Here is an 11978-nt window from a genome sequence, read left to right as displayed (position 1 = left end):
CGGGTGATACAAGCGGAACGTCTTTTAAGCACCGTAAGCCATTCGACAGGAGAGACCGATGTCAGAGCAAATCAACCATCACCGCCGCCGCTTCTTTGGTATGACGGCAATCGCGCTTGCGGCCGTCGAATTCGGCGTCGCGGGCACCGCCGCTGCGCAATCGGCGCCAGCCGCCTCTCTGCCTGATGTGAAGGCCGGAACCAACACGTCATTTGAAGCGCTGAAGCAGATCAAAACCGACGTGCTCGACATCGGTTATGCCGAAGCGGGGAAGGCGGACGGCCCGGTCGTACTGCTGCTTCATGGCTGGCCCTATGACATCTACAGCTTCGTCGATGTCGCGCCTCTGCTTGCTTCGGCCGGCTACAGGGTGATCGTGCCTTATCTTCGCGGCTACGGCACGACGCGGTTTCTCGATGACAACACGCCCCGCAATGGCCAGCCATCAGCGCTTGCCGCCGATATGATCGCCCTGCTCGACGCGCTCGACATCGAGAAGGCCGTGATTGCCGGCTACGACTGGGGCGGGCGGACGGCCAATATCATGGGCGCGCTCTGGCCGGAGCGCTGCAAGGCGATGGTATCGGTGAGCGGCTACCTGATTGGCAGCCAGGAGGCCAACAAGAAGCCGCTTCCGCCGAAGGCCGAACTCGCCTGGTGGTACCAGTTCTATTTCGCCACGGAACGCGGACGTCTCGGCTACGAGGCCAACCGGCATGATTTCGCAAAGCTCATCTGGCAGACGGCTTCGCCGAAGTGGAACTTCGACGACGTGACCTTCGACCGATCTGCCGCCGCCTTCGAAAATCCCGATCACGTGGAGATCGTCATCCATAATTACCGCTGGCGTCTGGGGCTCGTCGAAGGCGAGGCGAAATACGATACCTATGAGAAGACGCTCGCCGCCCTGCCGATGATCTCAGTGCCGACCATCACGATGGAAGGCGACGCAAACGGTGCGCCGCATCCCGAGCCCTCCGCCTATGCCGGAAAGTTCTCCGGCAAGTACGAGCACCGCACCATCGGCGGCGGCATCGGCCATAATCTGCCGCAGGAGGCGCCGCAGGCTTTCGCGCAGGCGGTCATCGACGTCGATCGCTTCTGATCGGGGTACAGGCTGTCGAGCCTCGTTGCCCGGGTCGACAGAATATGCGTAGGTCGCGTCTGACGTCTCAACATCATGAACGAGGCGGTGGGCGCGGCCATATCGTTGAGGAATAAGCAAATATGGATCATGTCGATCACGTCCTGATCGTCGACGACGATCGCGAAATCCGCGAACTTGTCTCGGGCTATCTGCAGAAGAACGGCCTGAGGACAAGCGTTGCCGCGGACGGGCGTCAGATGCGCAGTTTTCTGGATGCCAATGCCGTCGACCTGATCGTGCTCGACGTGATGATGCCCGGCGACGACGGGCTGGTGCTGTGCCGCGAACTGCGCTCCGGCCGGCACAAGGCGATCCCGATCCTGATGCTGACGGCCCGCACCGACGAGATGGACCGGATCCTCGGGCTGGAGATGGGCGCCGACGACTATCTGGCCAAGCCCTTTGCCGCACGCGAGCTTCTCGCCCGCATCAAGGCGGTGCTGCGGCGCACGCGCATGCTGCCGCCCAACCTGCAGATCAGCGAGGCGGGGCAATTGCTGACCTTCGGCGACTGGCGTCTCGATACGGTCGCCCGTCACCTTCTCGACAAGGAAGGGACCGCGATTGCGCTGAGCGGCGCCGAATACCGCCTGCTTCGCGTCTTCATCGATCACCCGCAGCGGGTGCTCAATCGCGACCAGCTTCTGAGCCTGACGCAGGGCCGCGACGCCGAGCTCTTCGATCGCTCGATCGATCTCCTGGTCAGCCGCCTGCGGCAGCGACTGGGGGACGATGCGCGCGAACCGATCTATATCAAGACGGTGCGCAGCGAAGGTTATGTGTTTTCGGTTCCGGTCGAAATCTCGGAGCCGCGGCAATGAGGGCGGCGACCTCCATCTTGTCCGGCCTGATGTGGCCGAGCACGCTGCGATCGCGGATCTTTCTCATCCTTTTGATCGGCCTGGCCTTCGCCTACGGGCTCTCCTTCAGCGTGCTCTACATGGAGCGCTACATGTCGGCCAAGGCTGTGATGCTCGGCACGCTGGAGCATGATGTCGCAACGTCGATCGCCGTTCTCGATCGGCTGGCGCCAGACCAACGCGTCGATCTGGTGGATCGGCTGGGCCGGGGCAATTACAGCTTCGTGCTCGGGCCTGGCCTTCCCGGCGTGCCCGACACGTCGAGCAAGGGGGTGGAGATCCTGGGAAAGATAGAGGAGGCGGTCGGGCATCGCTTTCCAATCCGCATCGAACGGATCCCGGGCGAGGTGAGCCGGTTGCAGGCGCATCTGACGCTGAGCGACGGAAACCCGCTGACGATCGACGTCACGCCGAAAGGCATCATGCCGATCGCCGCATGGCTGCCCTATGTCTTCGCCGTCCAGATGGCGCTGCTCGTGCTCTGCGCCTGGTTTGCGGTTCGCCAGGCGATTAGGCCGCTCGGCGAGCTTGCCGCCGCCGCCGATGCGCTCGATCCCAACAAGGACGGTCCCGCCTTGAGCGAGACCGGGCCGAGCGAGGTCGCGCATGCCGCAAAGGCATTCAACGCCATGCGGGAAAGGATCGCGCACTATCTCGAAGAGCGCGTCCAGATCCTTGCCGCCATTTCTCATGACCTGCAGACGCCCATCACCCGCATGCGGCTGCGCGCCGACATGGCCGAAGATTCGCCCGAGAAGGACAAGCTGGTGCACGATCTGGGCGAGATCCAGCGCCTCGTCCAGGACGGCATAGCCTATGCGCGCAGCGCTCACGGCAGCGGCGAAAAGAACGCCCGCATCGATCTCGCCTCATTCATCGACAGCATATCCTACGACTACCAGGATATCGGAAAGGCGGTCACGGTCGTCGGGCTTGTGCAAGGTGCCGCCTTCACCAAGCCGCATGCCCTTCGCCGCATCCTGTCGAACTTCATTGACAATGCGCTGAAATTTGCCGGCGCCGCCGAGATCAGCGTCGGGCGCGGCGCGGAAGACGAGTTCGTCATCACAGTATTGGATCGCGGGCCGGGAATCCCGGACGACATGCTCGAAGCGGCCATGCAGCCCTTCTTCCGGCTCGAGCAATCCCGCAACCGGGAGACAGGCGGGACGGGCCTCGGTCTGGCGATCGCCCAGCAACTGACAGCCAAGATCGGCGGATCGCTCCGGCTCTACAATCGCGACGGCGGCGGGCTGGCGGCTGAGGTCACCATCCGGTGATAACGGGAGCCGCCGGAAAATTTCGCGATGTTTTGTATGGGAAAATGTCTGGGATATCGGATGCTACGTTTTGTGACATTTCGGCCGATTCCGGAAACATGCCTGAAATATCAGGGGCTCAAACCACACTCCGTCAACCCGGCCGCCGACCGCGGCCAGTCGCCGATAGCGGCGCAAACAAGGAGTGTTCCATGACAAAGATCGACAAGGTTCTCTATACCGGCAAGACCCGCACGACCGGCGGACGCGACGGCGCTTCGCAGAGCGATGACGGCCAGCTCGATATCAAGCTCTCGCCTCCCGGCAGCGCGCGGCCGGGCACCAATCCGGAACAGCTTTTCGCAGCCGGCTGGTCGGCCTGCTTCATCGGCGCGATCGGCATTGCCGCGGGCAAGCTGAAGATCAGGCTTCCGGCGGAGACCGCCGTGAATGCCGAAGTCGATCTCGGGACGACCGACGGCGACTATTTCCTGCAGGCCCGGCTCAAGGTTAGCCTGCCCGGTATCGAAGCCGATGTCGCAAAGGCGCTGGTTGATGAGGCGCACCGGACCTGCCCTTATTCGAAGGCGACGCGCGGCAATATCCAGGTCGAATTGACTGTTGTCTGATGGATGGCGAGGCTGATCTGGCTTCGCGATGGAGGATTTGATGAGATTGATGATCATCTGCATTCTGGGAGCGGCGGTTTTCGCCGCGCCCTGCGCCTACGACATAAGCTCGCAAGAGCCTTCGCCGCTTGCGGGCCTCGTGACAGCGGCCTCGGCAACGTCTTCCCCGGAAGGGCAGCCGCTCTTCCGGGACTATCTGGGAGAAAGATTGTGAAACTCTATCAGAACGAAATTTCCTCGGCGACATCGAGAGTCCGGATCGCGCTTGCCCTGAAGGGACTGACGGCGGAAGCGCTGCCGGTCACCATTCTCGGCGAAGAGGCCGAGAGCCGGCAGGCCGGATATCGCAGCGTCAACCCGCAGGGGCTAGTGCCGGCCTTGCTGACGGATGGCGGCGTGCTCATCACCCAGTCGCTGGCGATCGTCGAATATCTCGATGAGGTTCAGCCTGAGCCGCCGCTGCTGCCCGATACGGCTGAAGACAGGGCGCATGCCCGCTCCATCGCGCTGGCAATCGCCGCCGAGATCCACGCGCTGCTGCCGCCGCGGATCGGCCTGCATCTGCGCGCCGCCTTCCAGGCCGATGCCGATGCCATTGCCGCCTGGAGCCGTCACTGGGTCGGCGAGGGCATGGCCGCGGTCGAGACGATGATCGCCGGCCGCAGGCAAGGGGCTTATGCCGTCGGCGACCGGCCCGGCATTGCCGACATCTTCCTCTTCCCGCAGGCGATCAGCGCCCGGCGGCTGGGCTTCGATCTCGCAAGGTGGCCTCATATCGCGGAGATCGTCGCGAAGCTCGAGACGATACCGGCTTTTCAGGAGAACGCGCCGGCCCCCAGGAAATAATGCGACCGGTGAAGAAGCGGCCGCAAATGACGGCGGCCGCTTCCTTTATCAACGATTGACCCTTGCCTGCAAATGCGCGGGATAACGATCGCCTTCCACCTTGATCGTGGCGAGCGCGCTTTCGATGCTGGCGAGGTCATTGGCCGTCAGTTCGACTTCGGCGGCACGAATGTTCTCCTCCAGGCGATGCAGTTTGGTGGTGCCGGGGATCGGCACGATCCAGGGCTTCTGCGCCAGCAGCCATGCCAGCGCGATCTGGGCGGAGGTGGCCCGCTTGCGCGTGGCGATTTCCGCCAGGAGATCGACGAGGGCTTGGTTGGCCTTTCGCGCTTCTTGCGAAAAGCGCGGCACGATGTTGCGGAAATCCTTGCTGTCGAAGGTGGTCGTCTCGTTGATCGCTCCGGTGAGGAAGCCCTTGCCGAGCGGGCTGAAGGGAACGAAACCGATGCCGAGTTCTTCGAGTACCGGCAGGATTTCCTGTTCCGGTTCGCGCCACCACAGCGAATATTCGCTCTGCAGCGCCGTCACCGGCTGAACGGCATGGGCGCGGCGGATCGTCTGCACGCCTGCTTCCGAGAGACCGAAATGCCGGACCTTGCCTTCTGTGATCAGCGCCTTAACCGTGCCCGCGACGTCCTCGATCGGAACATCCGGATCGACACGGTGCTGATAGAACAGATCGATGACATCGGTCTTCAAGCGCTTCAGCGCCTGATCGGCAACCGCGCGGATCTGTTCCGGCCGGCTATTCATGCCGCTCTGGCATCGAAGTTGAAGCCGAATTTCGTGGCGACCACTACCTCATCACGGAAGGGGGCAAGTGCCAATCCCAGAAGCTCTTCGTTCTTGTAGGGGCCATAGGCCTCGGCCGTGTCGAAGAAAGTGACGCCGCGTTCGAAGGCCTGGCGGATCAGCGCAATGGCTTCCTGAACACCGGTCGCCGGCCCGTAACCGTAACTCAGCCCCATGCAGCCGAGGCCGATGGCCGAGACTTGAAGTCCGCTCCTTCCGAGTTCACGCTTCCGCATTGCCGCTTCCTTTTCTAACCTTGGTATTGAGTGTCGGTGACATGTTCCATCCAGGTGACGACCTTGCCGTCGAGCTGTTCCTGGATGGCGATATGGGTCATCGCCGTCGTCGGCGCTGCGCCGTGCCAATGGCGTTCGCCCGGTTCAAACCGGATGACGTCTCCGGCGCGGATCTCCTCGACGGGGCCGCCTTCGCGCTGGACGCGGCCGCAACCCGATGTGACGATCAGCGTCTGGCCAAGGGGATGGGTGTGCCAGGCGGTGCGGGCGCCGGGCTCGAAGGTGACGCTGGCACCGGCCGCGCGGGCCGGACCGGTCACCTGAAACAGCGGGTCGACACGCACGCTGCCGGTGAACCAGTCTGCCGATCCCTTGGCCGAAGGCTGCGAGCCGCTTCGCTTGATGTCCATGTGTCGTCCTTTCAAATGTCGCGCGGCGCGGACGCGTCCGATTGGGCGGGCATGTCCGCTCGGGCAGGACACGTCCGCCCGTCATGACAGCGTATTTAGCGCGTGGGCTCGATTTCGATTAGATGGTATAAACGGCAAGAACCTATGAGAGGGATTCATGAATGCCGCGTTCGTCCGTCAACGACCTCATTGCCTTCCTTGCCGTTGCGCGCGAGCAGAGTTTCACCAAGGCGGCAGCAAAGCTCGGTGTTTCCCAATCGGCGCTCAGCCACACAATTCGGGGGCTTGAAGAGCGGCTTGGACTGCGCCTCTTGACACGCACGACGCGCAGTGTCTCGCCGACGGAGGCCGGCGAACGCCTGCTCGTCTCGATCGGCCCACGCTTCGACGAGATCGAGAGCGAGCTGGCCGCCTTGAGCGCCTTCCGGGAAAAGCCGGCGGGCACCATCCGCATCAATGCCGGCGAGCATGCGGCCAATTCCGTTCTGTGGCCCGCCCTGGAAAGGCTCCTGCCTGAATATCCCGACGTCAAGGTCGAGATTGTCGTCGATTACGGTCTGACCGATATCGTCGCGGAACGCTACGACGCCGGAGTAAGGCTGGGCGAACAGGTGGCGAAGGATATGATCGCGGTGCGCATCGGCCCCGATATGCGCATGGCGGTGGTCGGCGCTCCCGCCTATTTGGAAAGAAGGCCGAAGCCCCTGACACCCCAGGACCTCACGGATCACAATTGCATCAACCTGCGCCTGCCGACCTATGGCGGCGTCTACGTCTGGGAGTTCGAGAAGGACGGGCGCGAGCTGAATGTTCGCGTCGAAGGACAGTTGGTGTTCAACAATATAGCGCTGCGGCTGAACGCAGTGCTGGCCGGGATGGGGATTGCCTACCTGCCGGAGGATGTGGTGCAGGCGCATCTTGCCGATGGGCGGCTGGTGCGCGTACTCGAAGACTGGTGTCCGCCGTTTCCCGGCTACCACCTCTATTATCCGAGCCGCCGGCATGCCTCGCCGGCCTTCGCCCTCATCGTCAATGCGCTTCGCTATCGGGGATAGCGGCTCGCTGTTTCGGGGTGGTTCCTGATAAGCCGCATGCTCAGCAGGCTTCCGATACCGGAAAGGGCGATGACCCATGCCATCGGCCAGGGTGTACCGTCGGCGAAGGTGCTTGATACGGCCGAGCCGATGATGCCGCTGCCATACTGGATGGCGCCGAGCAATGCCGATACGGCGCCGGCCCGCTTGGGGAAATCCACAAGCGCACCGGAGATGGCGTTGGCGGCGATGAAACCGTTCATGGCGACGTAGAGGCAGAGCGCCGCAGCGAGGCCGAAGAGCCCGGCAAAGTCCGTTGCGCCTACTAGCGCCACGATCACGCCGGCGAGTGCTGCTCCGATCGTTCCGATGAGCAGCAGCCGGTCGCTGCCGAAGCGCGTCACCAGCCGTGCATTGACCGTGTTCGAGACCATGAGCCCGATGATGCCGACCGCAAACAGCACGCCGTAAAGGCGCGGCGAGAGGCGATGATAGTCGATATAGGCGAAGGGCGAGCCGGCGATATAGGCAAAGACGCCGCTGTAGAAGAAGCCGACCGCGCCCGCATAGCCAAGAAGCCGGCGATTTCCAAGCAGCGAGGTACAACCGCGGAATGCACGACTGAGCGGCTCGGTGTTGCGCCTTTCCGGCGGCAGCGTTTCCTTCAGCGTGGAGAGAGCGGCAAGCGTCGCCAGGCCGATCAGCACCAGCGTCCAGAATATGGCCTGCCATGATGCGACTTTCAGGATCTGCGCGCCGACGCTCGGCCCGAGCAGCGGCGCGATCGCCATGATCGTCATCAGGGTCGAAAGCAGCCTGGCGGCGCGATCGCGCTCGAAAAGGTCCCGCACGATCGCCCGGGCGAGCACGACGCTGGCGCAGGCGCCGAGCGCCTGGATGACGCGCCAGCCGATCAATTGCCACGCATCCGTCGACAGGGCGCAACCGGCCGAGCCGATCACGAAGACGACAAGGCCGAGTGCAACCGGTCCGCGACGGCCATAACGATCGCCGACCGGTCCCCAGAACAGCTGGCCGAGGGTGAAGCCGATAAGATATCCGGTGATGGTGAGTTCGAGCGTGCCCTGGCTTGAGCCAAGCGCGGCACTCATCCGTGGCAGTGCCGGCAGATAGAGGTCGGTGGAGATCGCCGCGAAGGCCATCAGCGTACTGAGAACGACCAGAAGCCCAAGATCGGTTTTCATGGCTTCCTGCCGGGGCTGGGAAATGCTGTCGATATTCTGGTCCACGGGTGCTCCGATTGTGTTGGGAGTGAGCAGTCGCGCGCGGCCAGAACGCTCGGTTTTTAGACCAACGCGATGGCCGTTTCCAAGGCGCGCTTTTGCATTCCCGGCCGGTTGCGAGTGCGGTGGAGAGTAGGTTCGTTGCTGTTCTTTGAATAGCGGGTGGAAACGGCATGCACTTATGAGCGGAGTTCACGAATGCTTCTGGAACGTTCGTTATCCCCGGCCGGCGCTCAGTCTCTCATCCGCCTACCGGCAAAGCCGGGAGGAGACATAGGCGGGAACATTTGCTCCCTGTCATGCCAGTGGAGGTTCGTTCGGGGCTGCCTATCCCGTCACATCAAGCCCGACGATATCAGCGATGAAATCGGCGATGGCTTTGGTGTCATCGAGGTCGAAGACCGGCAGGGTGGTGTCCGTAACGGCATGATCGGCGGCGATGGCGGCGATGTGGGGATCGCTTGGTGCCAGCGGTTCGCGATTGGCGGCTTCCAGGCGGCGTGCCTCGATCTTCGGAATCGGCTCGCGTTTGTAGCCCTCGATCAGCACGAGATCGCAGGGGGCGAGGCGGGCGAGGATTTCCTCGAACTCAGGTTCGGGAGCGCCGCGCAGCTCATGCATGATGGCGTAGCGGGTGCCGGAGACGATGGTGACTTCTTGGGCGCCGGCCTGGCGATGGCGGTAGCTGTCGGCCCCGACCTTGTCGATGTCGAAATCATGATGGGCATGCTTGATCGTCGAGATCCTGTAGCCGCGGCTGGTGAACTCGGTCACCAGCCGGACGGCAAGCCCGGTCTTGCCTGAGTTTTTCCAGCCGGCGATGCCGAAGACTTTCGGTGCGGTCATGCGCGTAGGGCCTCCAGCCAGCGTTCCGCCTCGACGAGATCGTCAGGCGTGTTGATGTTGAAAAAAGGGTCGAGCAGGCTGGCGCGGGTCGGATGCAGCGGAAACGACACTTCCGTAACGTCATGCCGTAACAGGAAGTCGCGCACCCGGCGCTTTTCATCGGTGGCGATCCAGGCTTCGAGCTCGGCGGCGAGCGTCACCGGCCAGAGACCGAAGACGGGATGGCTGCGGCCCTCGGAGCTCGCTATAGCGATCTGCGACGGGCGCTCGACCGCCGCCGCCAGCCGGGCGACGAGATCGGCCGGGAAGAACGGGCAATCGACCGAGACGGTGACGACATGGGTGACGGCGGGAAAACCGGCGGCATAGGTCATGGCCGCATGGATGCCGGCCATCGGTCCGGCCTTGCCGGGAATACGGTCGGGAATGACGGGCACGTCCTCGGCGGCGGCATCGGCATTGACGGCAACGGAAAAAACCTGCGGCGAGAGCCGGTCGAGCACATGGCGGAGCAGGCTTTCGGCCCCGAGCATTACGCCGGCCTTGTCGCGGCCCATGCGCTGCGAGCGGCCGCCGGCGAGCACCACGCCTGCTATATCGGACCTGTCGAGCGAGAATTCAGCCATCGTCCTGCCTCGGAACTTTCGTCAGACCGGCGCGCGCGGCGCTGATTCCTGCGCAATCGGCGACACGCGGCGCTTGGCCTCACGATAGAACGTATAGAGGCCGGAGGCGATGACGATTGCGGCGCCGGCGAGCGTCCAGCCGTCCGGCACTTCGGCGAAGAAGAAAAAGCCGAGCAGCGAGGAGAAGATCAGGCTGGTATAGCGGAAGGGTGCCACGAAGGAGATCTCGCCGGTGCGCATGGCGAGGATGACCGACTGATAGCCGACGAGCACCAGCACCGAGGCGAGCAGGAGATGCCCGAGCGAGGTGGTGCTGACCGGCTGCCAGCCGCCGAGCACGGGGATGAGCAAGGCGCCGAAGAAGGAGATGGAGGTCGCGGTGATGACGGTGATCATCAGCGAGGGAATCTCCGGGTCGATCGATCGGGTGGCCAGGTCGCGGCCTGCCGTCGTCAGTACCGCGGCAACGCAGAGGAGGGCGGCGGCGGTGAAACCTTCCGGGCCGGGGCGGATGATGATCATTACGCCGACGAGGCCGACGAGAATCGCCGACCAGCGCCGCCAGCCCACCGGCTCGCGGAAGAACAGCGCAGCGCCAAAGGTGACGACCAGCGGCAGCGACTGCAGGATTGCCGAGGCATTGGCGATCGGCATCATGCCGAGGGCGGTAATGTAAGTGACGGCCGACAGCATCTCGCAGATGATCCTGAGGAGGATGATCGGCTTCAGCATGGTGCGCCAGGAGCGCAGCGCTCCCATCTGCCGGGCGATCAGATAGACAAGCAGGCTGGTGAAGAGACCGCGCAGGAACATGATCTCGCCGGCGTTCATATGGGCGACCACCGATTTGGAAAGAGCGTCGCTCGCGGAAAAGCCGGCCATCGCCATGCTCATATAGATGGCGCCCTCAGTATTGCGTGACCGCGGCATGAAGAGATTCCCGTTACCAGTGCGCCCCTTCTTATTCGGGAAGATACATGAAGGGAATCGAATGAATGTCACACCCGGGATAAATCGATGATGCAACGCACAATGGGGCTGACGTTACGCTAGGTGTGCTAGCCGGGATCATGGCAAGTCACCGTTTTTACAAAGCGAATTCCGATATTCCGGCGTGGCGCTGAAGGCTTTCGATCTCCTTCCGCCGCGGGCTGGTCGGCGGCGGAAATCATTGTCCACGGGTGGATTTTCGTTTGCCGCGCGGGAAACGGGTGGCCGCGCCACGGCTTGTCTGAGATCTGAGATGCCTCCACAACAGAGGAGAAACGGACATGACACTTCTGAACGACAAGATCGCAATCGTCACCGGCGCAAGCTCCGGCATCGGCCGCGCGGCCGCGAAGGTTTTTGCACGGCAGGGCGCAAAGCTCGTGATTAACGGCCGGCGAGAGGACGCGCTCGATGCCGTCGTCGCCGAGATCGAGGCGGAGGGCGGGCAAGCCGTCGCCATATCAGGCGATGTCAAGGACGAGTCACTGCAGGAACGGCTGGTCGAGACGGCAGTCTCGCGCTTCGGCAGACTCGATATCGCCTTCAACAAAGCCGGCGTCCTCGGTGAGATGGGCCCGGTCGCCGGCCTGTCGCTGGAGGGCTGGCGCGAGACGATCGAGATCAATCTGACCGCCGCCTTTCTCGGCGCCAAGCACCAGTCGGCGGCGATGGGAGAGGGCGGCGGATCGCTGATCTTCACCTCCACTTTCGTCGGCTACACCGCCGGCATGCCCGGCATGGGCGCTCATGCGGCCAGCAAGGCAGGATTGATCGGTCTCGTGCAGGTGCTCGCCGTCGAACTCGCCTCCAGGAACATCCGCGTCAACGCCCTGCTGCCCGGCGGCACCGACACACCCGCCAGCATCACCAACGCGCCTGATGCCACGCCGGAAGTACTTGCTTTCGTGAACGGTCTGCATGCGCTGAAACGCATGGCGCAGCCGGAAGAGATCGCCAATGCGGCACTGTTCCTGGCATCCGACCTGTCGAGCTTCGTGACGGGGACGGCGATGCTGGCGGATGGTGGGGTTTCGATCAGCCGAACCTAGGCGGGCGATA

The 11978-nt window shown here is 63.3% G+C and carries 13 protein-coding genes and 1 pseudogene; 8 read left to right on the top strand and 6 right to left on the bottom strand.

Going from position 1 to position 11978, the window contains the following annotated elements; genetic code table 11:
- Positions 1 to 58 precede the first annotated feature (58 nt).
- The 6 genes from EFD55_RS15065 to maiA all read left to right on the top strand — a co-directional run bounded on the left by EFD55_RS15065 (position 59) and on the right by maiA (position 4741).
- Complete coding sequence (locus EFD55_RS15065; RefSeq protein ID WP_125845850.1) at positions 59 to 1105, top strand: alpha/beta fold hydrolase; 1047 nt, start codon at positions 59 to 61, stop codon at positions 1103 to 1105.
- Positions 1106 to 1227: 122 nt separating this feature from the next.
- Positions 1228 to 1968, top strand: coding sequence for a response regulator (locus EFD55_RS15060; protein ID WP_125845849.1), 741 nt, complete (start codon positions 1228 to 1230; stop codon positions 1966 to 1968).
- Positions 1965 to 3287 carry an ATP-binding protein gene (locus tag EFD55_RS15055; RefSeq protein ID WP_125845848.1) on the top strand — a complete coding sequence of 441 codons (1323 nt, stop codon included), beginning with the start codon at positions 1965 to 1967 and terminating at the stop codon, positions 3285 to 3287. The genes EFD55_RS15060 and EFD55_RS15055 overlap by 4 nt, the downstream gene beginning before the upstream one ends.
- Positions 3288 to 3478: 191 nt before the next feature.
- The gene (locus tag EFD55_RS15050; protein WP_125845847.1) at positions 3479 to 3895 is read left to right on the top strand and encodes an organic hydroperoxide resistance protein; all 417 of its coding nucleotides are present in this window, start codon (positions 3479 to 3481) and stop codon (positions 3893 to 3895) included.
- Positions 3896 to 3935: 40 nt separating this feature from the next.
- A complete protein-coding gene (locus EFD55_RS33170; RefSeq protein ID WP_165504825.1) occupies positions 3936 to 4109 on the top strand; it encodes a hypothetical protein in 174 nt (57 codons plus the stop codon).
- Positions 4106 to 4741, top strand: coding sequence for a maleylacetoacetate isomerase (gene maiA, locus EFD55_RS15045; protein WP_125845846.1), 636 nt, complete (start codon positions 4106 to 4108; stop codon positions 4739 to 4741). Before EFD55_RS33170 ends, maiA begins: the two co-directional genes overlap by 4 nt.
- 48 nt (positions 4742 to 4789) lie before the next feature.
- Here the strand turns inward: maiA and EFD55_RS15040 are convergent.
- A pseudogene (locus EFD55_RS15040) lies at positions 4790 to 5769 on the bottom strand (aldo/keto reductase).
- 14 nt (positions 5770 to 5783) lie between these two features.
- Positions 5784 to 6179, bottom strand: a complete 396-nt coding sequence (locus EFD55_RS15035; RefSeq protein WP_125845845.1) for a (R)-mandelonitrile lyase — start codon at positions 6177 to 6179, stop codon at positions 5784 to 5786.
- A gap of 161 nt (positions 6180 to 6340) precedes the next feature.
- On the opposite strand from EFD55_RS15035, the gene EFD55_RS15030 reads away from it, so the two are divergent.
- Positions 6341 to 7234, top strand: coding sequence for a LysR family transcriptional regulator (locus EFD55_RS15030; protein ID WP_125845844.1), 894 nt, complete (start codon positions 6341 to 6343; stop codon positions 7232 to 7234).
- Here EFD55_RS15030 and EFD55_RS15025 read toward each other — a convergent pair.
- The 4 genes from EFD55_RS15025 to EFD55_RS15010 form a co-directional block, all read right to left on the bottom strand.
- The gene (locus EFD55_RS15025) at positions 7222 to 8463 is read right to left on the bottom strand and encodes a multidrug effflux MFS transporter (protein ID WP_245438470.1); all 1242 of its coding nucleotides are present in this window, start codon (positions 8461 to 8463) and stop codon (positions 7222 to 7224) included. The two genes, EFD55_RS15030 and EFD55_RS15025, sit on opposite strands and share 13 nt — an antisense overlap.
- Before the next feature lie 321 nt (positions 8464 to 8784).
- Positions 8785 to 9303 (bottom strand): molybdopterin-guanine dinucleotide biosynthesis protein B, encoded by a 519-nt coding sequence (mobB, locus tag EFD55_RS15020; protein ID WP_125845843.1) that lies wholly within the window; start codon positions 9301 to 9303, stop codon positions 8785 to 8787.
- Positions 9300 to 9929 carry a molybdenum cofactor guanylyltransferase MobA gene (gene mobA / locus EFD55_RS15015; RefSeq protein ID WP_125845842.1) on the bottom strand — a complete coding sequence of 210 codons (630 nt, stop codon included), beginning with the start codon at positions 9927 to 9929 and terminating at the stop codon, positions 9300 to 9302. Before mobA ends, mobB begins: the two co-directional genes overlap by 4 nt.
- Before the next feature lie 21 nt (positions 9930 to 9950).
- On the bottom strand, positions 9951 to 10859 hold the full coding sequence (locus EFD55_RS15010; RefSeq protein ID WP_125845841.1) for a DMT family transporter: 909 nt from the start codon (positions 10857 to 10859) through the stop codon (positions 9951 to 9953).
- A gap of 341 nt (positions 10860 to 11200) precedes the next feature.
- Here EFD55_RS15010 and EFD55_RS15005 point away from each other — a divergent pair, with 341 nt between their 5' ends.
- Entirely contained in the window at positions 11201 to 11968 is a 768-nt protein-coding gene (locus tag EFD55_RS15005) for an SDR family oxidoreductase (protein ID WP_125845840.1), read from the top strand.
- The last annotated feature ends 10 nt before the right edge of the window (positions 11969 to 11978 follow it).

The organism is Rhizobium pisi (assembly GCF_003938655.1).
Lineage (GTDB): Bacteria > Pseudomonadota > Alphaproteobacteria > Rhizobiales > Rhizobiaceae > Rhizobium > Rhizobium pisi.
The sequence above is the reverse complement of the archived record's forward strand: the minus strand, read 5'-3'. Positions and strand labels throughout refer to the sequence as shown.

What these genes read in the sequence shown, in the direction of transcription:
- EFD55_RS15065 (WP_125845850.1), top strand. Translation starts at nt 59, where the DNA reads ATGTCAGAGCAAATCAACCATCACCGCCGCCGCTTCTTTGGTATGACG.
- EFD55_RS15060 (WP_125845849.1), top strand. Translation starts at nt 1,228, where the DNA reads ATGGATCATGTCGATCACGTCCTGATCGTCGACGACGATCGCGAAATC.
- EFD55_RS15055 (WP_125845848.1), top strand. Translation starts at nt 1,965, where the DNA reads ATGAGGGCGGCGACCTCCATCTTGTCCGGCCTGATGTGGCCGAGCACG.
- EFD55_RS15050 (WP_125845847.1), top strand. Translation starts at nt 3,479, where the DNA reads ATGACAAAGATCGACAAGGTTCTCTATACCGGCAAGACCCGCACGACC.
- EFD55_RS33170 (WP_165504825.1), top strand. Translation starts at nt 3,936, where the DNA reads ATGAGATTGATGATCATCTGCATTCTGGGAGCGGCGGTTTTCGCCGCG.
- EFD55_RS15035 (WP_125845845.1), bottom strand. Translation starts at nt 6,179, where the DNA reads ATGGACATCAAGCGAAGCGGCTCGCAGCCTTCGGCCAAGGGATCGGCA.
- EFD55_RS15030 (WP_125845844.1), top strand. Translation starts at nt 6,341, where the DNA reads ATGCCGCGTTCGTCCGTCAACGACCTCATTGCCTTCCTTGCCGTTGCG.
- mobB (WP_125845843.1), bottom strand. Translation starts at nt 9,303, where the DNA reads ATGACCGCACCGAAAGTCTTCGGCATCGCCGGCTGGAAAAACTCAGGC.
- mobA (WP_125845842.1), bottom strand. Translation starts at nt 9,929, where the DNA reads ATGGCTGAATTCTCGCTCGACAGGTCCGATATAGCAGGCGTGGTGCTC.
- EFD55_RS15010 (WP_125845841.1), bottom strand. Translation starts at nt 10,859, where the DNA reads ATGCCGCGGTCACGCAATACTGAGGGCGCCATCTATATGAGCATGGCG.
- EFD55_RS15005 (WP_125845840.1), top strand. Translation starts at nt 11,201, where the DNA reads ATGACACTTCTGAACGACAAGATCGCAATCGTCACCGGCGCAAGCTCC.